Source organism: Brevundimonas sp., from assembly GCF_050729455.1.
In the GTDB taxonomy this organism is placed as follows: domain Bacteria; phylum Pseudomonadota; class Alphaproteobacteria; order Caulobacterales; family Caulobacteraceae; genus Brevundimonas.
In genome coordinates, this window is the sequence record NZ_JBOHLI010000048.1 from 1 (window position 1) to 26,839 (window position 26,839).

Consider the following 26,839-nt stretch of genomic DNA (forward strand, 5'->3'; position numbering starts at 1 on the left):
CGGTGATGTGTATAAGAGACTTGGTCTCGCCGGGGCAGGCGGTGCGCGCCGGTCAGGTCCTGGCCGTCGTGGTCAGCGGCGACGCGGCGGTCATCCGCGCCGACGCCGACGCCGCCTCGGCCTCGGCCGACGCCGCCCGCAACGCCTATCAGCGCGACAGCCGACTGGCCGAGCAGGGCGTGGTGGCGCGTCAGGACGTCGAAACGGCCCACGCCCGCTATCTCGGCGCCGAGGCCGCCGTGCGCGCCGCACGGGCGCGGGTCGCCGCCAGCGGGGCGCCGAACGCGTCTGGTCGGCTGAGCGTGACGACGCCGATCTCCGGCGTGGTGACTTCGGTTCCGGTCGGTCCCGGCGGCTTTGCGGCCCAGGGCGACGTGGTGGCCGAGGTGGCCGATCCGACCAGGGTCGAGCTGGTCTTCCACGCCCCGCCCTTGGCCGCGGCCCAGGTGCGGGTCGGACAGACCTTGCGTGCGCAAGGACCGGGCGGAGAGTTCGACGCCGTGGTGATCGGCGTGGCGGCGGGCGCGGGCGGCGAAAGCGGCGCCACGGTCATTCGCGCGCGTCCGACCGAGGGCCGGCCGCCGCCGGCGGGCGCCTCCGTCGCCGGGGTTCTGACGACCGAGGCGGTTTCGGGCGCCCTGACCGTGCCGACCGAGGCGGTGCAGACGGTGGAGGGGGCCTCGGTGGTCTTCGTTCAGGTCGAGGGGGGCTTCCGCGCCGCGCCGGTGCTGACCGGGCGTCAGGCCGGGGGGCGGACCGAAATCCTGCGCGGTCTGGACGGTGACGAGCGGATCGCCGCCGCCGGCGCCTTCCTGCTGAAGGCCCAGCTGGGTCTCGGCGACGCCGACCACGGCCACTAGGGGGAGGTCCGATGTTCAAACTCATCATCGCGGCCTCCGTCCGCTTTCGCTGGTTCGTGGTGCTGGCGGCGGCCCTGGTCGCCGCGCTCGGCCTCTATAACCTGACCCGACTGCCCATCGACGCCGTGCCCGACATCACCAATCGTCAGGTGCAGATCACCACCCTCGCGCCCGCCCTGTCGCCGGATCAGGTGGAGCGGCAGGTCACCTATCCGCTCGAGACCGCCATGGCGGGTCTGCCGGGGCTGGAGAGCACCCGCTCCCTGTCGCGCAACGGCTTCAGCCAGATCACCGTCGTCTTCTCCGACCGGACCGACATCTATTTCGCCCGCCAGCAGGTGGCCGAGCGGATGCGGACGGTCGAGGCCGCCCTGCCTGAAGGCGCGGAGCCCGCCCTGGCGCCGATCACGACGGGCCTCGGCGAAGTCCTGCTGTGGACGGTGGACTATGCGCCGTTCGACGCCCGCAAGGTCGCCAAGGCAGGCAAGCCCGGCTGGCAGGCCGACGGCGCCTATCTGACGCCGGAGGGCGAGCGGTTGACCACGGCCGTCCAGCGCGCCGCCTATCTGCGGACGGTGCAGGACTGGATCATCGCGCCGCAGATGCGCAAGACGCCGGGGCTGGCGGGGGTCGATGTCAACGGCGGCTTCGTGAAGGAGTATGCGGTGCGGCCCGACCTGGCCGCCCTGACCCGTTACGGCCTGTCCGTCACCGATCTGGCGACGGCGCTGGAGCGGGCCAATGTCCAGGCCGGCGCCGGCAATGTGCAGCGCGCGGGCGAGGCCCTGGTGGTGCGGGTGGATGCGCGAGCCGGCACGGTCGAGGATCTGGCCCAGGCGCCGGTGGTCAATCGGAATGGACTGACGGTGAGGGTCGCCGACGTGGCCGTGGTCGAGATCGGCCAGGCGCCGCGTCTGGGCGGGGCCAGTCGCGACGGGCACGAGGCGGTGCTGGGCACGGCCCTGATGCTGGCCGGAGAGAACAGCCGCACGACCGCCCAGGCGGCGGCCAGGCAGCTGGCGCTGGTCGGCGACAGCCTGCCGCCGGACATCAAGGCCGAGCCGGTGCTGAACCGCAGCGCCCTGGTGAACTCCACCATCGCCACCGTGGCCCGCAACCTGGCCGAGGGCGCCTTGCTGGTCATCGTCGTCCTGTTCCTGCTGCTGGGCAATTTCCGGGCGGCGGCGATCACGGCCCTGATGATCCCGCTCAGCTTCCTGTTCGCCGTCATCGGCATGAACCGGTTCGGCATCAGCGGAAACCTGATGAGCCTGGGCGCGCTCGACTTCGGCCTGATGGTCGACGGCGCGGTGGTGGTGATCGAGAACACCCTGTTGATGCTCAGCCAGCGACGGGGCGAGCTGGGACGGCCGCTGGTCGCGCGCGAACGTCTGGACATCGCCGTCCAGGCGGCGCGCCGCATGGTCAAGCCGGCGGCCTTCGGCCAGCTGATCATCCTCCTGGTCTTCACCCCCCTGCTGTTGCTGGAGGGGGTGGAGGGCAAGACCTTCGTGCCCATGGGCGCGACCGTCGTGCTGGCCCTGATCGGCGCCTTCATCTTCTCGTTCACCTTCGTGCCGGCGATGACGGCCCTGCTGGTGCGCGAGCCCAGGGACGTCCGCCTCGACGCCAAGGGGCAGGCCGAGGAGCACGAGACCCGTGTCCTGCGCTTCGCCCGTCGCGGCATAGAGCCGGCGATCCGGGCGGCGGTGGCGCGGCCCAGGATGGTGCTGGCGGCGGCTCTGGCCGCGCTGGCGATCGGGGCCGTGTCCTTCGCGACCCTGGGCCGGGAGTTCATCCCGACGCTGGACGAGGGCGACATCGCCATGCAGGCGTCGCGCGTGCCCTCGGTCTCGCTGGAGCAGTCGCTTCAGATGCAGATGGGACTGGAGCGCGTCATTAAGGCGCTGCCGGAAGTCGAGACCGTCTTCTCGCGCACGGGCACGGCCGAGGCGGCGGTCGACCCCATGCCGGTCAATATCTCGGACAGCGTCATCATCCTGAAGGACCGCAAGGAATGGCCGGATCCGAAGCTGTCGAAGGAAGACCTGATCGAGCGGATCGAAAAGGCGGCCGGCACGCAGATCGGCAACAGCTTCGAGTTCAGCCAGCCGATCGAGCTGCGCTTCAACGAGCTGATCTCGGGCGTGCGCAGCGATCTGGCGGTCATGGTCTATGGCGATGATTTCGAGGTGATGAAATCGGTCGCCGATCAGGTCGCGGCCCGCCTGCGCCAGACGCCGGGCGCCGCCGACGTCAAGGTGGAGCAGGTGTCGGGCCTGCCGACCCTGACGGTTAATGTCGATCGCTTCAACGCCGCCGCCTATGGCCTGTCGGCGGCGGACGTCAGCGAGACGGTGTCCACCGCAGTGGGCGGGGCCGAGGCGGGGCAGGTCTTCGAGGGCGACCGACGCTTTGACGTGGTGGTGCGCCTGGCGGACGAGGCCCGCAATGATCCCGCCGCGCTGGAGGCCCTGCCCGTCGTCGCCGCCAACGGGGTGATCGCGCCCCTGTCCTCGGTGGCTCGGGTGCAGGTCGGCGAGGGGCCGAACCAGATCAGCCGCCACGACGGCAGCCGCCGCATGGTGGTCCAGGCCAATGTGCGTGGTCGTGATCTGGGCGGTTTCGTCGCCGAGGCCCAGGCCGCGACGGCGGACATCCCTCTGCCGCCCGGCTATCGGCTGGAATGGGGCGGTCAGTTCGAGAACCTGAAACGGGCCGAGCGGCGGCTGTCGCTGGTCCTGCCGGTGGTCTTCGTCCTGATCGGGGTGCTGCTGTTCCTGGCCCTGGGGTCGTTCACGGAGGCGGGGCTGGTCTTCGCCTGCGTGCCTCTGGCCCTGGTCGGCGGGGCGTTGGCCCTGCTGTTGCGAGGGATGCCCTTCTCGGTCTCGGCGGCGGTCGGCTTCATCGCTGTCTCGGGGGTGGCGACGCTGAACGGCCTGGTGCTGATGCAGGCGATCCGCGAGCGGCTGGAGGCGGGGCTGGCCCCGCTCGAGGCCGCGGTTCAGGGGGCCTTCAGCCGGTTGCGGGCGGTGCTGACCACGGCGACCGTGGCCATCGTCGGCTTCCTGCCCATGGCCCTGGCGTACGGGGCGGGGGCGGAGGTGCAGAAGCCGCTGGCGACGGTGGTGATCGGCGGCCTGCTGACCGCCACGGCCCTGACCCTGCTGGTCCTGCCGACCTTCGCGGCGCGGACGGTGAAGCGGCGGGAGAGGGCGGTCTAACCGCCTCATTCGCGCTGGGGGAAGGTTTGGCCTATATAGCCGGCCTTCCCGTCGCCAATCCTTCCCGACGCCTGACTTCCTGAGTGATGACGCCACACCCGCCGCACAGACTGTCCGTCGCTCCGATGATGGATGGTGCGGATTTAGTTCTATAATCAGTGACTTATGATTGCGCGTGTGTAAAATTTGCACACGCAGTTCTGCTTTTCTTTCCTTTTCGTTCTTCCGAAATCACACGATTTCCTTCGATGAGCGGATGCCATTTTCATTTCAGAACGACACGCGGATCCGCTGTCCTGGAAGGTGGACTGTAAGCGCCATCTACGGCGATTGGCGATCTGGCCAAGCTGGGGGGGACCCCTTAGGGTGTTTCGCCTGCATCGCTGATCTCCGGAGTTGGCCATGACGACGATTGACCGAGGCGCCCTCTACGATCTGGTTTGGAACGAGCCGGTTCGCGAAGTCGCCGCGAGATTTGGCGTTTCAGATACTGCTTTAAAGAAGCAATGCTCTTCATCAGGCATACCGGTTCCGGAACGAGGCTACTGGATCAAGCTGAAGGCGGGAAAGCCTGTTGTCAGGGCCCGCTTGTCCTTGCGAGCGCCAGGCAAGGCGAAGTTCCTGTCATTCGGAACATTACGATCGAATTGCGGACGGCCAGTCGATCTCTCCACGCCGCCGCCAACTGCTCCAACTTTTCCAGAGACGCTTGATGATTTGCGCGACCGCTTGGTCAAGCAGGTGGGCGTCCTGAAACCTGTTCGCGACCTGATTGCGGCATGCCTACCAGTTCGCAGGCTTCTCGAAGCCGACGAGAAGCGTCGAAAGAAGTTCCTGGAGGCCGGGTACACCTGGGACGCGCCGCTTTTCGACTCCCCGTTCGAGCAGCGGCGGCTTCAACTACTGAACAGCATTGGTCACAGCTTGGCGCGACATGGCGGCAAGTTGGAAATCAGCGGTGCAGAAGGCAGGCATCTCCGATTCAATGTCGGTGATCAGTCGTTTGACGGGCTTTGCGATCATCCCAAGGCGAAGCCGGGGACATGGGGTCAACACGCCGTCCGGTCCGGGCCGGTTGGCCCCCTCTGCCTGGAGTTCAAGTCCCATTGGATCGGCGAGATGCCGCCAGCCGTCTGGGAAGATGCCAGCGACGGCAAACTGGAGGGTCAGCTTTCGTCGATCATCATCGGCGCCCTGCTAACCGCCGAGGCGGGGTATCGAAACGGATGCATGTCGATGCATCAGTGGGAACTCGATCGCCGTGAGGCCTATGCCGCTGAGCAGGTCGCGGCACGGGAAGAAGCCGAACGTCGCGAACGAGAACGGCTGGCGTTGGAAGCCCATCAACGTCGCGCCCTACTGCTGTCACAGGCACAGGCCTGGCGCCAGGCAGATGATATCAGGGCCTTTGTGAGGGCCGTGACGAACGCGCCCGAAGCCTCGGCCAACAGCCTCGAACCCTGGAGGACTTGGGCTTTAAGAGAAGCCGATTGCATCGACCCCCTAATGAATGGCTCACTCGTTACCGCGGAAGCTGGGGAGAGCGAATGAAATGATCGATACGCTTGTGCTCGTGATCGCTGATCAAGGGGCGGGAAAGAGCAATCAGATCCGGAGTGTTTTCGAAGAGGCCGAACTGCACGGCGCTTACGGAGGCTATCCGACAAGCGCCAATATCCGCCGCAACTACGCCGTTCATCCTGATGTCGATCTGCTGGTGAGACTATCGTCCTGGCACGAGCGCGGCGAGAGCTACGCGCAGGTGAAAGCCGATCTGAAGGCCGGGCATGTGGACCCTGTGCGACGCTACAAGGTCATCGCGCCCGCACAGGTGACTGCGACCCCGAAGCTGATGGCTGGGGAGGATCTGTTCATTCGGCTGCATGCGGATTTCAACATCCGGCGCAGCTACGCCGTATGGCTTCATCCCAATGTCGCCGGGAACAACCCCTTCGCCATCAGTCCGTCGCTGGCCAGTTTCCTCTCTGCGAATCGTTCCGCCAGCGCCCTGGGTATCGACAGCGCCGCGCTGCATCCCAGTGCATCTCCCGCTCAGAACAGCATCAATGCCAGACTTCTCGGGGACCTGCTTTTCCGGACCTGAGTCCGATCAGGTCGATCCCTCCCATCTCCAATTCTGAAGGTTCTTCATGACACCCGGCGAACTCGCTGATCTTTCGATGCGCATCTCAGCACTGGAACGTGTGGTGGAACGGCTGGCGGAAACAGCGTCCGGTCCAGCGGCCGAACGCTTGTTGGAGCGTCGTCAGGAGATCGATGCTGTGTTCCTCGACCCGAATACGATGGGCGACATCAAGCGGGCCATTTCCTTCGAGCGGGTGCTTCTCAGAGGCGTGCAGGTTCTTTGAGGTCGCAACGCCGGCGGCCGCTGTCAGGGCCAGGGTTCGCCGTGCTCGTGGCGGTATGGGAGCCGGAGCAGGCGCTCGACACCTGGTCCGGCGACTATCCAACAGGTCCAGCAACCTCGGCAGGTTGGGTCGCGCGGATATGGGTAAGTGCCATTCGCGCCTCAGCGGTCACGGGCTCCGCCACTGGAAGCTTCAAGGCTTCCCGGCGAAAGCCCTTCCAAGCCTAGGTCAGGCACCACGCCGAGCGCAGATCCGTGCAGTATGCAAACGTCGAATTTCCGCCCGTTTCGGGATGAGAGACGTTTAAACTAAGGTTCAGCCGATCCCCGTCGAACATTCTCTCGGCTGCTGTTTTCAAGGTCGCTCGGCATCCCTACTGCTCTTTGCCGGATTTCCAGAGTGCAGCAAGCAGGGGCTCAAACAGGTAGGCGAGAGCAGTCCGTTTGCGCGTGAGGATCACGACTTCGACCGGCATTCCCGAGCGGATGCTTTCAGCGGCATCGCCAAGTCGGCGTAATTCTCCGGCCGGCACGACCACCTCGGTTCGATAGTAACGTCGCCCTGTTGCTTCCTCTGTGAAGCTGTCGGCCGAAAGCCGGGATACGCGGCCACGCACGATCGGTGGGTTGCGCTCTCGCAGACCGGGAAACTTCACTTCGGTCTTCAGCCCGACAAGAAGGTTGTCGATGTCCGCTGGATCGACCTCGGCGACGATCACCTGGGACGCCTGGTCCGGAACGATTTCCATTATCGTCTGACCAGGTTGGATCACACCGCCTTTAGTAAAGACCGTCAGGCCGACCACTTGACCGGCGACGGGGCTTCGCACCTCGGTCCGACCAATCTGAGCTTGCAGTTCATGCAGCCGCGGCTGCAACTCGTTGAGCTGGATTTCGGTTTGTCGCAGTTGTTCGGCGACATCCTCGTTGAGCGTAGTGGAAACGCCCAGCATCTGCAGCCTGGTCTGGCCGATCTGCTCCTCAGTACCAGCGACCTGGGCCCGCATCGCTCCTAGAGAGCCTCGCAGGTTTGCGGCGGTGCGCTCCAACGCCCGCACCCGGGTTTGAGGAGCGTAGCCCTGGGCCGCGAGCGAGCGGATACCTTCCAACTCCTCCATAATCAAAGCCTGTTCTTCGACATTGGCCTCGATCTGGCGTTCGTAACCTTCCTTCTGGTCCTCGAGTTGGCTGATGCGTTGGGTGAGGACGCCGACTTCGGTGCTCCGCCCAGCGCCGCGAGCGGCGAACTGAAGGCGCTGCAACCTCATGGCCTCGTCCGCGATCCGACGATCTTCGGCGGACATGTGAAGGAATTCCGGCGGGATGGGCAGGTCGGAAAGACGATCTCTTTCGGCGATGAGACGGGAGCGTATGGCCAACAGGGCGAAGACCTGACCTGCGGCGCCTCTCTCGCCGGCTCGTAGTTCGCCAGCGCTCAGGGAAAGAAGAACTTGGCCGGCCTGCACCCGGTCGCCTTCCGCCACGCCGAGCGCGCTGACGACACCACCTTCCTTATGTTGCACCGCTTGCCGATTGCCGGTCACCGCCACCTGTCCTGTGGCAAAGGCGCCGGCGTCGAGCGGTGCAAAAGCCGCCCATCCGAGAAAGAGAACGAAAAATATGAACAAGGCGACGGCGCCGATGACTGCATCGCGGCGTGGCGAATCCGTTTCCGCCTCTGAATTTCCATCCAGGAGGTCGGGAGCTTGAATATTGATCATTGCGTCAGCCCTCCCGCCGCGACAAGCGGACGTCCCGCGGGGGCGCCGCGCATGCGCCCAAGGATGTCCTCTCGGGGACCCTCCATCTGGATGACTCCGTCACGCATCACCACGAGCCGGTCGACCCGTGCCAGGACGCCAGCGCGATGCGCCACGATCACGACCGCGGCGCCGCGTCGGCACGCCTCGGTCACGGCAACCATCAAGGCCGCTTCTCCATCCTGGTCGAGGTTGGAATTAGGCTCATCCAGAATGAGGAGAGCCGGCGAGCCATAGAGCGCGCGCGCCAAAGCTATACGCTGAGCTTGTCCGGCTGAAACGCCCGACCCATAAGGCCCAAGGATAGTGTCGTACCCTTGGGGCAAACTCTGGATCAGGTCGTGAGCGCCGGCAGCTTTGGCGGCGGCTACGGCGGCACGGTCCACTTCCGATGAGGGGGTGCCGGCCTCCCTTGAGAACCGGGAGATATTGTCCTTGATCGAACCCGCGAAGAGACTCGGCGCCTGAGGCAGATAGCCAATGTGTCGTGCTCGCTCGTCATCATCTCGGGCGTTGTATTCGGCCCCGTCGAGACGGATCACGCCGAGTGTCGGTGTCAGCGCTCCCGCGATGACGCGCGCCAGGGTCGTCTTGCCTGATCCGCTCGCACCGATCACGCCGAGCGTCTGACCTGGCTCGATAGTCAGGTTCACGCTCTTGAGCTGGGCGCCTTCGCTACCCGCTAGCCGGACAGAGACGCCCTCAAGACGCACCTTCCCTGACGGATCCGGAAGCGTGGTTCGGACCCTGTCGTGATCTGCAGACTGGACGAAAAGCTCCGTCAAGGCCTTCCAACTGGTGCGCGCCTGGACAAGGCTGGGCCAGACTCCAACGAGAAGTTCGACCGGCGCCACGGCCCGACTCAGGAGAACCGAAGAAGCGATGATTGAGCCGGGGGATATCTGACCACGGACGACCAGGAAGGCCGCTGTGCCAAGGGCGGCCGATTGAAGCAGCAAGCGGACGAACTTGATGCCGCCGGAGTATTTTCCGCCGGTTAGCTGGGCGTCAGCCTGCTGGCAGGTTGCGGATTGGCGCTGCTGCAATTGCCGGGCGACGCTTGCGTCGCGCATGCCGAGCGCGCGCACGACCTCGGCCTGCTCCGCTACGGCGGCCTGGGCCGCATAGGCGGCATTGTTGGATTGCATGGACTTGGCGAGCCGCGGCCGGCTGTCACGTTCGTTGAGCCAGGCCAGAACAATCAGCAAGACGCCGCCGATCAGGGTCAGGACGCCGAGCGCAGGGTGCAGAAGGAAGCAGCAGGCAAGATAGAGCGGGGTCCAGGGAGCGTCGAATAGAGCGAGCGCTCCCTGTCCAGCTACGGCGACGCGGACATTGTCGAACTCGCGCATCGCCTGGGTGTTCGGCCCGCGCGATTGGATGTCGATCACCCTCGACAGTATCGGTCCGGACAACAGTCGATCGAGACGCAGGCCGGCTCGTATGAGCATGCGGCCTCGCAACCAATCAAGCAGGGCCAGGGTTCCGAGCGCTAGTACCGCTGCGGCGCTGACAAGCGTGAGGGTCATCAGCCCGCCGGTCGGAACAACCCGATCGTAGACCTGCATCATGTAGATCGTAGGCGTCAGGTAGAGGATGTTGACGGCGGCGCTGAAACCTGCAGCCCACAGGAAATGGGTGCGGCAGGCGCGCAAGGCTTCATCGAGGGGTTTAGTGCCGGGTTGATCTGTAAGCAGACGGTTGAGCAAAAAGGTCGAGCTCGCATCTTGAGGTTGCGCGCCGAATAAAAAACGGCGATTATCGTGACGATAGATCGGCAATGCTGCAGTCACAACCCGGGGGGTAATATTTGTAATGCGTTATGTCTCGGGTGTCCGGCATAAAATCTTAACGGTATCTTCGGTCTGGCAGGCCGGAGGGCAGGGAAATTTGCAGGTCATGCGGCGAGGCGTAGGTGCGAAAAATTGTCACTTGCGTCGAGGGTGTCGATGAGGGAGAAAAATCGGCGTTTTATCAACCTGCGTGCTCGTCATCGTCTGCGAGGCGCATTCTGTGTCGGGCGGGGGGATATGGATGGTGCCGGTTTCTGTCGGTGTCCTAGCTTTTCCATTTTTTGGCTTGGACGCTTGCGCCACCACGTTGTTTCACGTCCTCACCGCGCGCTGCTGTTGGGCCTGGCTGTCGCGCCGCTCCTGAGTTGTCATAGCGCGCCAACGCCCCAGGCTGCTTGTTTAGACGGTCCTGACGTCCGGATCAGGATCGGCGAGACGGTTTATCGTATTCCGAAAGAGGCAGACCCGATCTTCGGGTCGAAGGCTTTGCCAGCGTCGAAGGCTGGCCTCAGAGGCTGCGCCTCTAAGGCAAGCGGCGGGTTATCTTCAGGGTATCATCGGGTCGGAATACGGGGCGCTGGTCTTGATGTCATGATCGCGCAGTCGGGGGAAACGGACGCAGCCGTCTTTCCGATGATCACGATTGAAGCGGGGCCGGCGCCGTCATTCACTTTGCCGCCGATGGTTTCCATTTCCAAAACCTTAGAGATGGGTCGTAGTTCTTCAGGTACGATCTGTATTAGGCGACCGCGCTCGGGCGACGTGCATGGCGAAGCTCTACTTCACTGCAGCGGCGATGCGTCAAACGGTTACGATGCTGATACCGTATGCACGGCTATGATAGAAGTACCCACGGGCGACTATCTCACATTATTGGTGTCTGGCCGTGAGGTTCCACTTGAACGGATTTCGCCTTCACTCGACGCCGCAAGTCGGATCGTTTCTTCATTTAGTCATCAAGCTTCAGGATCGTCGGAATGATAGCTTTCACCGAAGGGCAGCGTACCCACATTGCAAACCGGTGTGACATCAAAGAATTCCGAGATGCGCGATGAAATTCGCTCGAACCGTTGGTTTGATAGGCGTCGCCTGCGTCCTTCTTGCGGGAGGGCGCGTCGCGCTCAACCAGACGAATCTGTGCTTGAGTGAGGGGCGTAACGTCGTCGTCCGAGAGTACCAGGTTGCGGCCTTACGCTATGCGACCGCCTACAAGATGACGCTCGCTCCTGAGGTACCGCCTAGCGTGACGGAAGCGGCACTCGAAGCCCATATCAATGCCAATCCAGACTGCTGCGTCTTCGGCAAGGTAGGCTTCTCAGAATACGAGCCGCCGCCTCTCGAAGCAAAGCTGACCGGGCAGGCTAGCAAGATCGTGTCTCTCAGCACGGGTACAATTTCTGGCTCGCGCCAGACGGGATACACATACGTCTTTATGAATAACTGTGGCGACATTTACGAGAGGATGAAGTGATGGCTGTTAGCGGAATCGACATTAAAACGATCACGAATCTTTATCTCTACGGGGAGAAGGAAACTCCGACCAATTTTCTTTCCGACGATTTGATCCGTGATGCGGGAGTTGTGACGACCGTCGATGTCGATGTTCAGGACTACATGTCCGTAGTCGGGCGATTTGCCGTCGGATCGAAGTTCGCGCTGATTGAAAAGTTCTTCGACGGTCTAATGGGTCCTTCGTCGGGACCCGAGACGATCCGGATGACGAAGGAGGATCTAGCAGCCTTCTTCAATATGGATTCTTACGGTCTCACGATCAAACAATACGAAATAGCCGACGGCCTAGACGACTACGCAGAGCGATCCTTTATCTGGAACTCATCCAGTTTCATGATCCACCCTGATACGCGGTTCGTTATTGAGCCCGACGGTACGAAATACATTGAAAATTTCGCTATCGTTCCACGCCCTACCACGCCTCCGGATAACTTTGACTTTTCCACCGGAGGGCTCGCACAATGGGGTAACTCATTATACCTCGAACCTACGATCGACCCTTCTGGTATCGGGCGCCGCGTGGACTTCAACTTTACAGGAAGCGTGGTGAAGTCGACCTACACCATTTCAGACTATGCTGCAGACCAAGCCTTCGAGCAGACTTTCGTCAAAAAAACGCTTGCCGACGCGCTCGCCGCCCTGGGACCGATCCCGAATGAGTTGTTCAATGCTGGGGTGTCAGCAACGCTAGGAGCCGGGGGAGAGCCGGTCATCTATGGTACGAATAGCGGCGACAATATTTCGACTAGCGACATCGACTTTGGTCGACTCGCATGGCCCACGATCCTTGAGGGCCTCAAGGACCAGGGCGTCAGCATCGTCGCCGGGGCGGGCAACGACACGGTTGCTGTGGACTACTTCACCTCCGGGGGGCGCTTTGATCTGAGGGGCGGAGAAGGAGACGACACTCTCGACATTTCTGCGTTATCGAACAGCCAGGGCGACCTGACGATTAACGCCATCGAGGGTGATGTTTCGGGGCCATCACTGGACCTAAAGTTCAAAGGCTTTGAGAGGTATATCGGTGGATCGGCCGATGATTACTTCTATCTTACAGGAAAAGAGAAGTACATTGACGCAGGTTCGGGGAAAGATACCGCCGACTTCTCTCTAGCTGAGGAGGCAATCTCGAAGATCACCTTGGCCGATATTGAGGTAATCTATGGGTCCGCATTCAACGATGAATTCGTTGGAGGCTCGGATCCCATAGAAATTCACGGCGGTGGCGGCTCTGACACGCTGATTGGCGGCGATGGAGACGACAAGCTATACGGAAACGATGATGACTTCGCCGATACCATGACCGGAGGCGAGGGTGCGGACGTATTCTTCGTCGGAAACGGAGATATTGTTACTGACGCCACCAAGACCGACAGAATAGCCACATCTAAAGGCAGTTATATTTCAGGCAAGGCTACGCGGGAAGAAGGGAGTGACGGACCCTATGAGGGGGCTGGCGGAAGGACCTTCGAATTGCAGGGCGACACCCTGATCATTACGTCAGGCGGCCAGAAGTTCACGGTGCAGAACTTCGAGGATGGCGACCTCGGGATCATGTTGAGCGAGCGCAAAAAGCCTGTGGGCCCGCCGCCGACCGGTCCAGGTGGCGGATCTCCTCTTGATGAGGCTGGCCGCTATGGGGACCCTCTTGTGCTCGATCTTGATGGGGACGGCATAGAACTCATCTCGTTGGAGAACTCGGGGGCCTATTTCGACGTTGACCGCGCGGGCATGGCCGAGTGGACGGCTTGGGTCTCGAGTGATGACGGCATTCTTGCTCTCGATCGCAATGGCAATGGGCGCGTTGATGGAGCCAACGAGTTGTTTGGCTATAACCATACTGTCCCGGCCGAAGGGCTAGAGAGTATTGAGGGGCAGAGCGGATTCGCCGAACTCGCTCTTCATGACGACAATGGAGACGGCCGTATTGATGCTTCAGATGCTGTATATTCTGAACTTCGAGTCTGGCGTGATTTCAATGGTGACGGCCAAAGCTCCGAGGGCGAGCTTTTCGGGCTCGCTGAGATTGGAATAGCCAATATTTCGGTCACTGGAGAGGGGGTAGACGAGGTCCTCGCTGGAAACCGTATTACAGATCGAGGCACATTTACCTGGACGAGCGGCGAAGTCGGCGCCGTAGCCGATGTCTGGTTCCGGTATGATCCATCCGCGACCCGTCCACTGGAAGAGGTGGCGGTGCCTGAAGATATTCAGATTTTGCCCAATCTGTCTGGGTCAGGTCGGGTACTTGATCTGCACTCGTCTTCCGCACTGAATCCAAAGCTGGCGGCTCTGCTGGCGGAACTCGCCTCCCTGCCACCTGAGCGTTTGGGAGAGGTGATGCCGCGTGTTCAGGCCATTGCATTTGAATGGCTCGGCGCCGCCGACGTGAAAGTGGACAGTCGAGGGCAGTACGTCGACGCTCGCATCCTAAAGGCCCTAGAAAACTATTATGGCCAAGACTTCCTGCAGGGGGGCAATCGCACTAGCCCTGCCCCTATGGCCGGGGGGCTGCTGGCCGACGCATGGGCCGGCATGATGAGGGAAATGGGGCTGAAGCTCCTCGCCCAGACGTCGACGGGGCAGGCCCTGTTGCCGGACCTACTCTTGCTGGCGGGGACCTCGCTGTCAGTATCCCCGGAGTCTAACCTGGCTTCCTGGATATCGTCCCTCGAAGCGAAGGCGCCGCAGGCTGAAGGTGAAAAATACGCCTACTGGCTAACGGCTGCGCAGTTTCTTGACCATCTCAGACCGGCGCTTGGAATCGATCCCGCGACGCTTTCCGTCGCGCTGGACGGCGCCTTCGGGCGCCAAGAGCTTGGCGTCCTCTACTCGACCCTCTTTAGCTACGATGGGGCCGAAATTCGAGAACTCCTTCTGATTGGAGGCGCGGGGAGCGATACTCTGGTGGGACGCCAGTCCAACCCAAGCTCTAATGGCGTTGATGTTCTTTTTGGTGGCGCAGGAAACGATCTCCTGGAAGGCAAGGCGGGCCGAGATGTCTACTTGTTTACGCGTTCTAGCGGTTCGGACGTCGTGGTTGATCGTGGGTCCGGTGCTACCGAAACTAACAACAATTTTGTCCAACCTAACGCTGAGGCCAGCATATTTGTCTTCCTCGATGACGTAAGGGCAGGGGATCTTGCTTTTTCAAAGGTAGGAAGCAGCGATCTTCGCGTCCGAGTGATCGATCCGAACGGTTCGGGTAGCAATATCATCTTGAGAAACTATTTCCTCAATCCCCAGTCTGGGCTTGCAGAAATTCGTTTCTCTGACGGGTCATTGATGACGGCCAAAGATATTATCGGACGCCTCACGCCGACGACAGGTCGTGACTTCCTGATTGCTAACGATAGTCCCGCCGGCATCGATGGTCTTGGCGGAAACGATGAGATCTGGGGGGATGGCGCCGGCCACGCCTATCAGTTTGGCGTCGGGTCAGGTCAGGATCGCATTCAGGATACTGGCGGTATGGACACCGTCATATTCAAGTCCGGTGTGACACCGGATGCCCTGCGGCTTAGTCGTGAAGGGGCAGATTTGATTGTTCGCCTTACGGGGACAAGCGACAAGCTCAGCATCAAAAATTTCTTCAACGATGGACGTATTGAGACGTTCAAATTCGCCGATGGGGTCGTCTTGGATTCTGCCGGGATTGACGCGCTGTTGCGGCGTGCATCGGCTGGCGATGACGCTTTGTCGGGAACAGAGCTTGACGATATTTTAGATGGCGGCGCCGGAAATGATCGCCTCATGGGCGAAGAGGGCGACGATACTTATGTGTTTGCCAGGGGGTACGGGAAAGACGTTGTCGTAGAGAGTTCCGGTGTTGACGTTGTTCGGTTTGGGGCAGGTGTCAGCGTTGACGATCTTCATGTGAGTGTCGGCGGTTGGAGCGGGCAAGACCTAATTATACAAATCAAGGGCACAACAGATACGCTGACCGTCCATGGTCATTTCTCTAGCGTTAATGCCCGCGTCGAAAAATTCGTATTCTCTGACGGGACGGAGCTCGGAGCGCTGCAGTTCGAGGGTCTAATTGTTCCAGCTGGAGGAACACCCGGGGATGATATTCTGTACGGGACGAACGGAAACGACAGGTTGGATGGGGGCGCCGGCGCGGACGTTCTTGAAGGCGGAGCTGGCGACGACGTCTATGTTTTCGGTATAGGCTCAGGGAAGGACATTGTTAGCGACCTGGGCGGCCAGGATACGATTGAGTTCGGCGCAGGGGTTTCCCTTGCCGATGTTGAGTGGATAGCGGACGGCAGTCCCTCGCTGCGGGTGAGGTTGAGCGCGACGGGAGATGAGCTGCAAATCTACGAAGCGTTTACAGCTGAGCGCAATTTTCAATATTCAAGTCGTGTGGAAAGCTACAAATTTGCTGATGGATTGGTATTAACTCAGGATCAAATTCTCAATTCATTGTTGGTTGGCACATCTGGCGATGATGTTCGATATGGCGTTGGGTTTGTCCGACGGGAATTTGATCTTGGGAGCGGTAACGACAAGTTCTACGCTGCGCGGGATAACATCTATGGGTTTGGTGTTGGATCAGGAAATGACGTCTTAGTCGGAGCCGAGACCGTTCAGTTCAAGGGGGCGATTTCCAAATCCGATCTTTCCTACGTCCGTGACGGATCTGATCTAGTAATTTCTATAGCCAATACGTCAGATTCACTAACATTTGATGGGTATTTCAACCACTGGTCCGGCGCGTCGCCCCTCGTGCTGAAGTTCGCCGATGGGTCGTCCGTTGATGACAGGTTCGTTGTTTCTGCTGTTCTCGAGCGCGCTGGAACAGATGGTGCGGATTTTATCTCTTCAATAGGTTATGGACATAATGATCTGCGCGGCGGTCTAGGTAACGACGTCCTCGTTGCCACGCGAGGAGAGTCGGTGGCCGTCCAGTTCGCTAGTGGAGATGGGCATGACACTGTGCGCGATTTCTATGGCGATGGGCGGATCATTGAGTTCGGTCAAGGCATTATGGCTGCGGCGACTAGTGTTATGGTTGAAGGTCGAGATATCGTCTTTGTTCATGGGGCTGATCGTATAGTCCTGGAAGACTTCTTTGGATCGATTTCTAATTCTTGGGGTCAAAGGCCGTATTATAGATCCTTTGAAGGTGTCAGTTTTGCAGAGGGCGGGACGTGGACTTGGGACTATATTTCCCAGAAACTTCGCGTAGCGCCTGAGACTGGCGGAATCGTTGTTGGGGGTGGGGGAGCCGACGTGCTTTCTGGCGCCTCGGGCGACGACGTTGTCTTTGGCGGCGCTGGCTCGGACACGCTGTCTGGTGGTGGTGGGCGCGACGTATTGTCAGGTGGGAATGGTAGCGACACCTATTTGTTTGGCCGCGGCGATGGTGTCGTAGTCGTTGAAGAAGATTGGGCGAGAGACGCGGATACGATCCGCTTCGGTGAGGGGCTCGGTATTGCTGATTTCAGCATGGAACTGGTTTGGGCCCGAAAGGTACGGTTCGCGCTGAATGGCTCCGAGGATGTCCTTGAGGTGGAGGATATTTCTCAAGTCGAGAACTTTGTGTTCGGTGATCGTTCGTATTCATCGTCCGAAATTGCGAGCCTGATTTTAGCGTCTCAGTTGACGTCAGGGGACGATATCGTTGATTTACCTAACGTCGATGTCGTCGTAAATTCTAGTTCCGGTAACGATGAGTTCCGTGGCGGCTCCCTAGTTGTGGCGCGCTTTGAGGGTGAATTTGGCGATGATATGATATCCTCTTCTGGAGGTGATTATCATATTTATCTTGATGATCTTAATCCATCACATGTAGCGGTACGTCAGGAGCTGTCGAGCGACGGTACCGTAAGTCTGATTATTTCTAGTAATTCCGGATCTCTGACACTTGCGAACTGGGGTAATAGTTCTGATTGGGGTTATTCTTATGAGGCGGATAGGATACGGGTAACTTTTGCTGACGGCATTGTGTGGGGCAAGGATGATCTCAACGCGCGAGCGATGGAATCTGGAGGTACGTCCGGCAATGACTTCCTGGGAGGCGATGCGTTTGACAACAGCTTTGATCCCGGGGCGGGTGATGACCTTATTTACGGTCAAGGCGGGAGTGACACGGTCGTCTTTGGTCGAGGGTACGGAGTAGATAAATTTGTTGAGGGGAGCGGCATCCAGTCGCTTGTTGTTTCCATTCAGGATGGTCTGGAGCTTGATGATCTGCTGTTCCGGCGGCAATTTGTTGAGGGCGAGGATAAGGTAATTTATCAGGTAATGATCAAAGGGACGCAGGACAGGATCGATATTGATCTTGGTTCCTATGATCGCGGGGCCTTCTATTTGAAGTTTGATATCGGTGGCGTCATTTACTCGGCATTGTCGCTCTCTGAGCGTTTTCTCGAGAGTACGCCCGGCAACGATGTCATTGTCGGTACAGGGAACGACGGTGAGAACCTGGTCGGCGGCCTCGGCAACGATGTGCTTGCTGGGGAGTTTGGCGAGGATAATTACGTCTTCGGCGCCGACTTCGGGAACGATGTGGTCATCGAGCGGGGGGGCAGAGCGGGGGATGATCTCGCTCCTGAGTTCGAAATGGATACTGTCCGCTTTGAGCACCATCTCCGTTCGGACGTCACATTCCTGCGGGTCAATCATGGGGACGATCTGCTTGTCACAACAAGCGACGGCAGCAGTGTCCTTGTTCGTGGATTCTACGTATCGCTCACCGAGGACGGCGAGCCTCCGCTATATGGCGTAGACAGGTTTGTGTTTGCCGACGGGGCTGTGCTGCTGAGGGAGGCCCTTAGCGATGTTGTCCGAGACACCAGCGGTGATGATGAGGTTGGTACTGATGACGGCGGCGGCGTCCTGGAGGGCGGAGCTGGAGACGACCTGCTTTCCGGTGGGGCGGGCAATGATGTCTATCGTGTCAACCTTGGTGATGGGAATGACGTCATTTCCGATGCCGGAGGCTTCGATGTTGTTGAGTTCGGTGCACGGATTTTGCCGAACAATGTCATCTTAGAAAGAAGTCCAGACGACCCAGAAGATATCATCGTGCAGGTGGAGGGGGAGGGCGGGCTTGTCCTTACCATTCGCCGGCAGTTTGCTGGCGAAGGCATTGAGGAGCTTCGCTTCGCTGACGGAACCGTCTGGACCTGGGAACAGATGGAAGACAGGATCCTTGAGGACGAGGCGGAGCGCGATGCTGCCGACGAACCTATGACGGGTTCAGAGGCTGACGACTGGCTCATGGGAGATGAAGGCGATCAAGTCTTTGTTGAATCCGGCGGTCATGACTGGCTGGATGGTCGAGCTGGCTCGGATCTCATTATTCTCGCAGGCGCGTCGGCGGACTATGAGTTTCGTCGTATGGCGGATGGCGGCGTAGTCATTCGGAACCTTGTCACGTCAGGCACAATGACCGTGTCTGATATTGAGAAGGTTCAATTTTCGGGCGCCAGCGATGTCTACAATCTTCACGACCTCGTTGCCGACTACGGCTCGAACCTGTCGGACGCCTGGTTGGAAGGCACTGCCAGGAATGATTTCCTCTGCGGCCTTGCTGGCAACGACAGCCTTGGCGGGGGCGCTGGGGATGACTTCATCGATGGAGGGGAGGGGGCAGATGTCGCCGTCTACTCGGGAAGTTCCGGTGAATATACCGCCACTCGTAATTCTGATGGCTCCGTAACCGTTGCATCGGTCAGCGGATCGGAAGGGGTCGACACGCTGGTCAATATAGAGGCGCTCTACTTTAATGGCGAACAGCGGCTCGTCAGTCTCTCTGAGCTTGTTGGACTATTTGGAACAGAGGCCGACGACGCCAGCCTCGTGGGGGGCGGCGGCAATGATCGAATTTACGGCCTGGCGGGCGATGATGTCATGGTTGGCCGCGCTGGAAATGATGTTCTTGATGGCGGGGCAGGATCTGATCAGGCGAACTATGCCGGGAACATCGAGAATTTTGTGTTCGCACGTCGGTCAGACGGTGCGGTGATCGTGACGGACAGTACTGGCGCCGAAGGTGTCGATACGCTCTTCAGCGTTGAAGCTGTCTATTTTTCGGGCCGCCAGGCGTGGCGTAACATGTCCTCCCTCGTTGCTGCGTATGGAACCGAGGGGGCTGACGCTTGGCTTACAGGCACTGCCGGGGCTGATTCGATCTTCGGCTTGGCGGGCAATGACACCTTGGTGAGCAGCGCTGGCAATGACCTTCTGGATGGCGGGCTGGGTACAGATCAGGCGAACTATCAGGGTAATCTCAGCGATTTTACCTTCGTTCGACGTTCAGACGGGGCTGTGATCGTCACAGATACGGCCGGTGTTGAGGGAACCGATACGCTGGTTGACATGGAGGCCGTGTACTTCTCGGGAAGCCAGCAATGGCGCACTCTGTCATCGCTGGTGGGCGATTACGGGACCGGCGGGGCCGATGCGTGGATCGGGGGGACATCCAACTCGGACCATCTCTACGGGTTGGGGGGAGATGATACGCTGATTGGCCGAGGTGGTGATGATTTCCTCTATGGCGGCGAGGGCTATGATCAAGCCAACTATTATGGCCGGTCCTCGAATTTCAGTGTCTCGCTGAACGAAGATGGTTCAATTCGGATTTCTGATTTGGCGGGTGGCGAGGGGGTAGATACCCTGATCGGTGTGGAGGCTCTGTATTTTGTCGAAGACGAAATCTGGATGACGGTTGAGGATGCGCTAGCGCTTTCAAATCCTAGCGGTAGCGTTTCCTCTATGATGTTCGGGAATCCAGAGATGGTAGCTATAATGAATGGTTTCCAAGAGCCGATTTCAATCGATCGTCCTGAAGCGTCGTGGAGCGATTATTTATTAGCCTAGGATGCATTCTGTAAGAATGATCGTTTGAATTAAGCTTCCGCCCGCCAGATCTGAGTCTGGCGGGCGGACTCGTACGAGGTCGATTTTCATTCTGCACGGTTAATCTATGAGCTCGACGCCTAAGGGCTCCGCCCTCGCGCGGGCCAGGGTGAAGCGGCTTCGCCGCCGGATCGACCGGTCTCCCCGGCCTTCCGCGCCGGTCATTTGCTGCATCTTGGGCATGGGCGTCAGGCTTGTGCAGGCCGGGTGATCCCCCTCCGGTCGCTCCGCCCTGGCCCTTGCTACCCCGGTCTCGCCGACGGGCAGGGTTTCAGGCGCGCCTTTCGCGTGCCTGCAACCCTTGCCCAGAGGAGGCAGACATGACTGCTCATGACATTCGGAACCTCGCGATCGAACGCGAAATTGAAGCGGCGGCTGAACCCGCGCATCGCGCCGAGATCATCGTGCCGCTGAATCGGCTCAAGGCGTCCCCGAGGAACGCCCGGAAGGTTAGGCACTCGGCGGCGGCTATTGAGGCGCTCGCGGCCTCGATCAGGGTCAAGGGGGTGCTTCAGGCGCCCGTGGTGGAGATCGAGCGGGACGGTGAGGGCGCGGCGACGGGGAACTACCTCGTCACCATCGGGGAGGGACGGCGGCAGGCCCTGCGGCTGCTGGTGAAGCGCAAGGCGATCAAGCGGACCCATCCGGTCAAGGTGGTGGTGGACACCCTGAACGACGCTCATGAGATCAGCCTCGACGAGAACATCACCCGCGAGGCCATGCATCCCGCCGACCAGTTCGAGGCCTTCCGCAAGCTTGCGGAGGACAAGGGCTACGGCCCCGAGGAGATCGGGGCGCGTTTCGGAGTGTCGGCCCATGTGGTGCGGCAACGCCTGCGGCTGGGCGCGGCGGCGGCGGAGTTGATGGCGGCCTATCGCGACGGGACCCTCAACCTCGACCTCCTGACGGCCTTTTGCGTCAGCGAGGATCAGGACCGGCAACGTCAGGTGCTGGAACAGATGGGCCCCTACACCTCCGTCTTCGCCATTCGTCGCGCCATGACCGAGGCCAAGGTCCGCGCCGACGACCGGCGTGTCGCTTTCGTGGGGCTCGAGGCTTATGAGGCTGCGGGCGGGGCCGTGCTGCGCGATCTTTTCACCGAGGACGGCGGCGGCTGGCTGGAAGACCCTGTCCTGCTGGATCGGCTGGTGATGGAGAAACTGGCGGGCGTGGCGCAAGAGGCGGGCCGGAAGGAAGGTTGGAAATGGGCTGAGGCCTGCGCCGACTGGTCCGCCGCCGCCGAACTCGGGCGGGTCTATCCGGTCCCAATCGAACGCTCCGAGGCTGACGCCGCCGAGATCGCGGCCCTGTCGGAAGAATACGACCGGCTCCTCTCCGAGACGGATGCAGCGGAGGTCCTGCCGCCCGAGGTCGACGCCCGGCTCGAGGTCATCGACAAGGCCTTGCAGGCCCATGGTCTGGACTATGACTACAGGCCGGAAGCCAAGGCGCGGGCCGGGGTCATGGTCATGCTCGGCCATGACGGTCTGGCCCGGTTCGAGCGCGGTCTGGTCCGGGCCGAAGACGCGGCCATCGCGCTACCCCCGCCTTGGGAGGGGGATGAGAACGAGGCCGACACAGCGGACGGCGACGCTCCGGCAGAAGCGACGGACGGCGCCTGCGCGGACGGCGAGACGCCGGAGCCTGACGAAGGTTCGGCTCCGCTGTCGGAGCGGCTGCTCATTGACCTGACGGCCCACAAGACCATGGGGCTGCGGGACGCCGTGCAGGGCGATGTCGCCGCCGCCTTGGCGACGGTGGTTCACGCCATGGCCTTGCAGGTCTTCTATCCGGGCTATGGCGATTTTACTCCGCTGCAACTTCGCCTGTCGGTCGGTGGGCTGGAACGTCTGGCGTCGGGGGTGGGAGATAGCCCCGCCGGGCGGCGGGTGACTGATCGCTGCGAGGCTTGGGGCGCGCGCCTGCCGGAGCAGGCGGGGGACCTGTGGGCGGTGCTGGCGTCGATGCGCCGGGCTGATCTTCTGGACCTGATGGCCTGCTGCACCGGGGTCGGCCTCCACGCGGTGCGCGATCCGCACGACCGGCGACCCGGCGCATGGGCGCAGGCCGAGACGCTGGCGACGGCGGTCGGGCTGGACATGACCGGGACGTGGTCCGCCACCGCCGTCAGCTACTTCTCCCGCGTCCCCAAGGCGCGGGTGCTGGAGGCCGTGACCGAGGCGGCTGGGGCGGAGGAGGCCGGTCGGATCGCCGGGTTCAAGAAGGGCGAAATGGCCGAGGCGGCGGAGCGGCTGCTGGAAGGCCGTGGCTGGTTGCCTCCGGCCCTGCGAACCTCTGAGGCCACGCCGGAAGAACCGTCATCTGAGGCGGTCGCGACGGCGGCGCCCGCCCCGGCGGCGGACGAGGCCTGCAACCTGGCCACCGCATAGGTCTGCGATCAGGGCGGAACGGACCGCGCGCCCTTTGGGGCGCGCGGTCTCTTCTTTTGCAAAGGGCCTCGGGCCAAGCGACTGCGAGGGCGGCCGCGCGGTTCATACCGGACCGCGCGTCTGGCCGAATCCACATCTGCAAAGTGAAACGGACATCGGGGAAGCGGGGTAGGGGACGGGGTGGACCGGTTGTCTCACGGGGAAAACTGCGGGTTGTGAACCGCATGGTCCGGGCCTTAGATCGACCGATGATCCAGTACCTCAAGCCCGTGCGCTCGCGTCACAAGCCTGCCTCGCTCAGCCTGCGTTCACGCAGGGCCACGGCGGCGGAACTATTGGGCTGGGCTTCGGGTATCGCGATGGGCGCTGTGGTGACGCCTCCGGCCAAGACCGCCGTCCTCGAACTTCTGGCCGCCTATCGCACCACCGCGCTCATCGGGTGGATGAACCCGCAGGCCCTGGCGGCGACGGTCTTCATCCTCGTCTTTTTCGGCTGTTCGACCTTGCTCGGTCTGGGCGTCGGCGCCTTGTTGAAGTCCACCCTTCTGCGCGAGCGGCTGCGCCTGTCCACCTCCAGCGCCTTCTATGCCGGGCCGGGGCTCAAGGGTCATCCGCGACTGGAGCCGTGAGCGACAACGGCCTGTAGTCTCCCGTACCGCCCCCTTCGGCGTGCGCCGCAAGGGGGGGGCGGATATCCACAGGCCTTCGGCGCCTGTGGTCAATTTTCGATGCTACGCTTGTTCTCTTTTTGTTCTCAGATAGAGATCCCCTCGGGTCGGCGCTTGAGGAGACGAAAATGGACATTGAAACCCTCGGTCCCGATGAGGGGTTCGCCCGCGACCTGGAACAGCTGGATCGCGAGCTTGAGCAGCGTGAGCGCTCGGACGTTCCTGCGCCCACGGTCGATCTGATCGCCGGGCTCGTCGCCGGCCTGCGGCTCGTGGGGCGCCCCCGATGAGCGGCGCGACGCCGACCGCCCTAGAACTTCAGGTGCTCCAACTGGTCGCTCTGTGGCGTCAGGGGCCTGCTGTCCGACACGATCCTGTTCTGGCCAACATGTTCGCACGGCTAACAGCGGCGCTGAACTGTTCCGCTCCGGGTGTGGCGGCCAGGGTTCTGGGCGCTCTGGAAGACATGCAGGCTCGAGGCGCTGGCCTGTTCGGTCGAGGAGACAGGGCATGAGCCGGTACAAGGGCGTGTCATCCAAGAGCGTGTTGAACGTGGAGGACCTGGTCGAACTGGTCGACATCTATCGTCGACTTCAGGCCATGCACGCTGGGCTCAACCCCGTCTCCACGCAACGTTTCCCCATCATGGCCGCCGCCGCCACGGTGAAGGCGGCATGGGCCGAGGTCAGCGGCGCGGAACAGGGATGGAGCTTTCCGGCGAACTATGTCGCCAAGCCGGGGGAAAGGAAGCCGACCGGCGTCTGAGGCGTTGGGGCGGGACCATGTGCAACAACTATCGCCTTCATGTTCCGGCCAACCAGTTGGCCGCGCCCTTCGCTGACATAGGCCGGACGCTGGCCCTGCCTGGCGGTCTGCCGAACCTTGCGCAGACCGATTACCGGATCGGCGACCGCGCCCCGATCGTCATCGCCGGGGAGGGCGGACCACAGCTAGCGATGACGCCATGGGCCTGGAAGGGGCCGACCGGGAAACCGGTCTTCAACTTCCGGTCCGAGGGCCGATCCTTCGCGGGCTCGACCCGCTGCCTGATCCCCGCCGACGGCTTCTATGAGTTCACCGAGCCCAAGGTGGCGGGGAAGAAGACGAAGTGGCTCTTCATCCTGGCCGACCAGCCGTGGTTCTGGATCGCCGGCCTAGTGAAGGACGGCGCCTTCGCCATGCTGACGACCGAGCCCGGACCGGACGTGGCCGGTTATCACGACCGGCAGATCGTCATCCTCCCGCCGCAGGCGGGCGTGCATTGGCTCGACTTCTCCGCCCCAGAGGACCTGATCCTCAGGCCCAGCCCCTCGGGCTCGCTCCTGGTCGAGCGAGCTTATCCATAGGCTGGATGACCGGGACGAACCGACTCGGCTTAACCGCTGCTCATGACCCCCGATCAACTGACCGCCGCCCTCGACGCCATGCAGCAAGCCGCAGGGGACGAGGCCCAGCTCCTGCCTGGACTGATCGCCGTGAACAGCGCGGAATGGTGCGACAGCCTCTATGCGGTCGAGCGCATTACCAAGACCCTGGACGAGGGCATCAGGCACAGGGGGATCAAGATCGTGGTCTCTTCCTTGTTCGAGACCAAGGTCCTGACCCGCGCCGAGGCCGGTGATCGCGGCGCCCCCTATCGCGAGTTGACCGCCGGAGGGTGAATTTGCCGCAAGTCGGGAGTCGCGCCAATTGAGAGCGCATGTCGAAGCGCACCAAGATTGCAACTCTGGTTTCCGGACTCATCGGAATAAGTGGCTTTTCCTTGGGGGTCGCCACTCAGAATGGGCCCGACGAGACGCAAGCCAATCTCAAGGCGTGGTTGAAGTTGACCGGTGTGGAGAACGTGCCGTCTACAGTCCTTGGCCTGCCGCTGGACACAGCAGGCCTCGTTGTGGCTGCGTTGTTTGTTGGTGTCTCGTTGATCTGGTTCTTTTGGCCTGAGAAGCCGACGTCAAAATTCCTTGGTTACATGACGCCCTACGAGGTGATCATGCATCTCTCAAACAGCACGGCCTGGGGAGCAAAGGTTCGCGCATGGCGTGGTTACTCGGAGTTCAGGGGGGCAGCGAATCGAGGCGCGAAAGAGCGCCATGGACGAGGCGTTCGATGAGTTTCAGTCAAAGGCTCAGGACCCAAACACCAAAATCAAGGCCTGGGGCCTGAAAGAGGGAACAGGAGAGCCTGTCGAAATACCTCCGTCTTTCTGGATGACGAATGGATTCCACTTCACTGACACTATTACCGGCATGCCTAGTCGCACCGCGCCGACAGTGAATCGGTCGTATGAAGACCGCGAACAAATGCCGCGCTACACTGACATCAGAGTCGAGCGGTTTGGCGTTGAAAGGACCTGGAGACGTATTTGGAACCCGGTCACATTCATTCGAGAGACGCGACGGCGTAAGGCTGAACTCGAACAGCTGGCGAAGCTTGGTTTCAAATGACCGAGGGACAAGCAACCCAGTCAAGTGGAGCTCAGATTGCGTATAGATCTTGGATGAAGAACGCCGCTGTGAGAATGCTCTCGGCTATTTTGTTCGTCAGGTCGCAAATTGGCGATAGCCAACACCCTTTCGCTTGAGTTCGACCAGCGGCGAGTTGTTGTCGATGACCGTCGACGCTTCGGGAAGCACGCTTCGCAAGAAGTAAGTGCGTGCTCGCCAGGTGTCTATTCGGTCGGCATTGCGCCAGGCTTTAGCGTCGTCCCACATCCGTACGATCTTGAGTCTTGAGCGGGCGCTGACCCATCGTGGTCTGGTTAGCGTCTTTTCTTAGCAGGCTCGTGCCTGCATGAACGATCCCGTAGCGCCTGGGCAAATGCATGCTCCCATGACAGCCGGTCTTCCGTTGGTCGCGCCATCCGGCGCGGCCTCTCGATGAGGCGGATCTGACCGGGACTGGTCGGCTGGCGCAACCGTCAGGGCGACTTTCTTCCCCGGCCTGCGGCCTTCCTCGCGAAACAAGAAACTCGACCCTCCGGTCCTTCGCTGCACTGCAGGGCCTGGCTGCGCTCGCCCTGCGCGCCTCCCAATCCCGCTCTCCCGATCGCCATCGAGGCCGCGACAGGCGTGGCCCGAAGCAAAGGAGAGACTGACATGGCCGCCATCGGAACCTTCATCGCCCAAGGCGACGGCTACACCGGTTCGATCAAGACCCTGACCCTCAACGTCAAGACGGCGACCTTCCGCCCGAACGAGAAGAGCGACGACAAGGCCCCTGACTTCCGGATCTTCGCTGGGGCCACGGAGTTCGGCGCGGCCTGGAAAAAGACCAGCCAGCAAAACCGCGAATACCTCTCGGTCAAGCTCGACGATCCGAGCTTCCCGGCTCCGATCTACGCCTCTCTGGTCGAGAGCGATGACGGTCACAGCCTGATCTGGTCGCGCAACTGAGGAC

At 61.3% G+C, this 26,839-nt stretch carries 19 protein-coding genes; 16 read left to right on the forward strand and 3 right to left on the reverse strand.

Annotated elements, in window-relative coordinates; translation table 11 throughout:
* The 5 genes from ACREEF_RS12155 to ACREEF_RS12175 form a co-directional block, all read left to right on the forward strand.
* On the forward strand, positions 1 to 860 hold an 860-nt coding region (locus tag ACREEF_RS12155; RefSeq protein ID WP_431565837.1), incomplete at its 5' end, for an efflux RND transporter periplasmic adaptor subunit.
* An 11-nt stretch (positions 861 to 871) separates the two neighbouring features.
* Positions 872 to 4,084 carry an efflux RND transporter permease subunit gene (locus ACREEF_RS12160; RefSeq protein WP_431565838.1) on the forward strand — a complete coding sequence of 1,071 codons (3,213 nt, stop codon included), beginning with the start codon at positions 872 to 874 and terminating at the stop codon, positions 4,082 to 4,084.
* A 402-nt stretch (positions 4,085 to 4,486) separates the two neighbouring features.
* Positions 4,487 to 5,635, forward strand: coding sequence for a hypothetical protein (locus ACREEF_RS12165; RefSeq protein ID WP_431565839.1), 1,149 nt, complete (start codon positions 4,487 to 4,489; stop codon positions 5,633 to 5,635).
* Position 5,636: 1 nt separating this feature from the next.
* Complete coding sequence (locus tag ACREEF_RS12170; protein ID WP_431565840.1) at positions 5,637 to 6,188, forward strand: hypothetical protein; 552 nt, start codon at positions 5,637 to 5,639, stop codon at positions 6,186 to 6,188.
* Positions 6,189 to 6,234: 46 nt separating this feature from the next.
* Positions 6,235 to 6,453: a hypothetical protein gene (locus ACREEF_RS12175; RefSeq protein WP_431565841.1), complete on the forward strand. Its 219-nt coding sequence runs from the start codon at positions 6,235 to 6,237 to the stop codon at positions 6,451 to 6,453.
* Between the two features lie 373 nt (positions 6,454 to 6,826).
* On the opposite strand, the gene ACREEF_RS12180 is transcribed toward ACREEF_RS12175, so the two are convergent.
* The gene (locus tag ACREEF_RS12180; protein ID WP_431565842.1) at positions 6,827 to 8,173 is read right to left on the reverse strand and encodes an HlyD family type I secretion periplasmic adaptor subunit; all 1,347 of its coding nucleotides are present in this window, start codon (positions 8,171 to 8,173) and stop codon (positions 6,827 to 6,829) included.
* Positions 8,170 to 9,993 (reverse strand): type I secretion system permease/ATPase, encoded by a 1,824-nt coding sequence (locus ACREEF_RS12185; protein ID WP_431565843.1) that lies wholly within the window; start codon positions 9,991 to 9,993, stop codon positions 8,170 to 8,172. The genes ACREEF_RS12180 and ACREEF_RS12185 overlap by 4 nt, the downstream gene beginning before the upstream one ends.
* A 1,063-nt stretch (positions 9,994 to 11,056) precedes the next feature.
* Here ACREEF_RS12185 and ACREEF_RS12190 point away from each other — a divergent pair.
* The 10 genes from ACREEF_RS12190 to ACREEF_RS12235 all read left to right on the forward strand — a co-directional run bounded on the left by ACREEF_RS12190 (position 11,057) and on the right by ACREEF_RS12235 (position 25,887).
* Positions 11,057 to 11,476 carry a hypothetical protein gene (locus ACREEF_RS12190; protein WP_431565844.1) on the forward strand — a complete coding sequence of 140 codons (420 nt, stop codon included), beginning with the start codon at positions 11,057 to 11,059 and terminating at the stop codon, positions 11,474 to 11,476.
* A complete protein-coding gene (locus tag ACREEF_RS12195) occupies positions 11,476 to 20,346 on the forward strand; it encodes a calcium-binding protein (RefSeq protein WP_431565845.1) in 8,871 nt (2,956 codons plus the stop codon). Before ACREEF_RS12190 ends, ACREEF_RS12195 begins: the two co-directional genes overlap by 1 nt.
* Positions 20,347 to 20,705: 359 nt before the next feature.
* Complete coding sequence (locus ACREEF_RS12200) at positions 20,706 to 22,775, forward strand: ParB/RepB/Spo0J family partition protein (protein ID WP_431565846.1); 2,070 nt, start codon at positions 20,706 to 20,708, stop codon at positions 22,773 to 22,775.
* A 248-nt stretch (positions 22,776 to 23,023) separates the two neighbouring features.
* Positions 23,024 to 23,404, forward strand: a complete 381-nt coding sequence (locus tag ACREEF_RS12205) for a hypothetical protein (RefSeq protein ID WP_431565847.1) — start codon at positions 23,024 to 23,026, stop codon at positions 23,402 to 23,404.
* A 167-nt stretch (positions 23,405 to 23,571) separates the two neighbouring features.
* Positions 23,572 to 23,733, forward strand: a complete 162-nt coding sequence (locus ACREEF_RS12210; protein ID WP_431565848.1) for a hypothetical protein — start codon at positions 23,572 to 23,574, stop codon at positions 23,731 to 23,733.
* Between the two features lie 220 nt (positions 23,734 to 23,953).
* Complete coding sequence (locus ACREEF_RS12215) at positions 23,954 to 24,208, forward strand: hypothetical protein (protein ID WP_313635078.1); 255 nt, start codon at positions 23,954 to 23,956, stop codon at positions 24,206 to 24,208.
* A 17-nt stretch (positions 24,209 to 24,225) separates the two neighbouring features.
* A complete protein-coding gene (locus ACREEF_RS12220; RefSeq protein WP_313635077.1) occupies positions 24,226 to 24,789 on the forward strand; it encodes an SOS response-associated peptidase in 564 nt (187 codons plus the stop codon).
* 42 nt (positions 24,790 to 24,831) lie between these two features.
* A complete protein-coding gene (locus tag ACREEF_RS12225; protein ID WP_431565849.1) occupies positions 24,832 to 25,104 on the forward strand; it encodes a hypothetical protein in 273 nt (90 codons plus the stop codon).
* A gap of 38 nt (positions 25,105 to 25,142) precedes the next feature.
* Positions 25,143 to 25,553, forward strand: a complete 411-nt coding sequence (locus ACREEF_RS12230; protein WP_431565850.1) for a hypothetical protein — start codon at positions 25,143 to 25,145, stop codon at positions 25,551 to 25,553.
* Positions 25,534 to 25,887: a hypothetical protein gene (locus ACREEF_RS12235; protein WP_431565851.1), complete on the forward strand. Its 354-nt coding sequence runs from the start codon at positions 25,534 to 25,536 to the stop codon at positions 25,885 to 25,887. Before ACREEF_RS12230 ends, ACREEF_RS12235 begins: the two co-directional genes overlap by 20 nt.
* 96 nt (positions 25,888 to 25,983) lie before the next feature.
* On the opposite strand, the gene ACREEF_RS12240 is transcribed toward ACREEF_RS12235, so the two are convergent.
* Positions 25,984 to 26,154, reverse strand: coding sequence for a hypothetical protein (locus tag ACREEF_RS12240; RefSeq protein WP_313635073.1), 171 nt, complete (start codon positions 26,152 to 26,154; stop codon positions 25,984 to 25,986).
* A 384-nt stretch (positions 26,155 to 26,538) separates the two neighbouring features.
* Here ACREEF_RS12240 and ACREEF_RS12245 point away from each other — a divergent pair, with 384 nt between their 5' ends.
* Positions 26,539 to 26,835 carry a DUF736 domain-containing protein gene (locus tag ACREEF_RS12245; protein ID WP_313635071.1) on the forward strand — a complete coding sequence of 99 codons (297 nt, stop codon included), beginning with the start codon at positions 26,539 to 26,541 and terminating at the stop codon, positions 26,833 to 26,835.
* Positions 26,836 to 26,839 lie beyond the last annotated feature (4 nt).

What these genes read in the sequence shown, in the direction of transcription:
- ACREEF_RS12160 (WP_431565838.1), top strand. Translation starts at nt 872, where the DNA reads ATGTTCAAACTCATCATCGCGGCCTCCGTCCGCTTTCGCTGGTTCGTG.
- ACREEF_RS12165 (WP_431565839.1), top strand. Translation starts at nt 4,487, where the DNA reads ATGACGACGATTGACCGAGGCGCCCTCTACGATCTGGTTTGGAACGAG.
- ACREEF_RS12170 (WP_431565840.1), top strand. Translation starts at nt 5,637, where the DNA reads ATGATCGATACGCTTGTGCTCGTGATCGCTGATCAAGGGGCGGGAAAG.
- ACREEF_RS12175 (WP_431565841.1), top strand. Translation starts at nt 6,235, where the DNA reads ATGACACCCGGCGAACTCGCTGATCTTTCGATGCGCATCTCAGCACTG.
- ACREEF_RS12180 (WP_431565842.1), bottom strand. Translation starts at nt 8,173, where the DNA reads ATGATCAATATTCAAGCTCCCGACCTCCTGGATGGAAATTCAGAGGCG.
- ACREEF_RS12190 (WP_431565844.1), top strand. Translation starts at nt 11,057, where the DNA reads ATGAAATTCGCTCGAACCGTTGGTTTGATAGGCGTCGCCTGCGTCCTT.
- ACREEF_RS12195 (WP_431565845.1), top strand. Translation starts at nt 11,476, where the DNA reads ATGGCTGTTAGCGGAATCGACATTAAAACGATCACGAATCTTTATCTC.
- ACREEF_RS12200 (WP_431565846.1), top strand. Translation starts at nt 20,706, where the DNA reads ATGACTGCTCATGACATTCGGAACCTCGCGATCGAACGCGAAATTGAA.
- ACREEF_RS12205 (WP_431565847.1), top strand. Translation starts at nt 23,024, where the DNA reads ATGATCCAGTACCTCAAGCCCGTGCGCTCGCGTCACAAGCCTGCCTCG.
- ACREEF_RS12210 (WP_431565848.1), top strand. Translation starts at nt 23,572, where the DNA reads ATGGACATTGAAACCCTCGGTCCCGATGAGGGGTTCGCCCGCGACCTG.
- ACREEF_RS12215 (WP_313635078.1), top strand. Translation starts at nt 23,954, where the DNA reads ATGAGCCGGTACAAGGGCGTGTCATCCAAGAGCGTGTTGAACGTGGAG.
- ACREEF_RS12220 (WP_313635077.1), top strand. Translation starts at nt 24,226, where the DNA reads ATGTGCAACAACTATCGCCTTCATGTTCCGGCCAACCAGTTGGCCGCG.
- ACREEF_RS12225 (WP_431565849.1), top strand. Translation starts at nt 24,832, where the DNA reads ATGACCCCCGATCAACTGACCGCCGCCCTCGACGCCATGCAGCAAGCC.
- ACREEF_RS12230 (WP_431565850.1), top strand. Translation starts at nt 25,143, where the DNA reads ATGTCGAAGCGCACCAAGATTGCAACTCTGGTTTCCGGACTCATCGGA.
- ACREEF_RS12235 (WP_431565851.1), top strand. Translation starts at nt 25,534, where the DNA reads ATGGACGAGGCGTTCGATGAGTTTCAGTCAAAGGCTCAGGACCCAAAC.
- ACREEF_RS12240 (WP_313635073.1), bottom strand. Translation starts at nt 26,154, where the DNA reads ATGTGGGACGACGCTAAAGCCTGGCGCAATGCCGACCGAATAGACACC.
- ACREEF_RS12245 (WP_313635071.1), top strand. Translation starts at nt 26,539, where the DNA reads ATGGCCGCCATCGGAACCTTCATCGCCCAAGGCGACGGCTACACCGGT.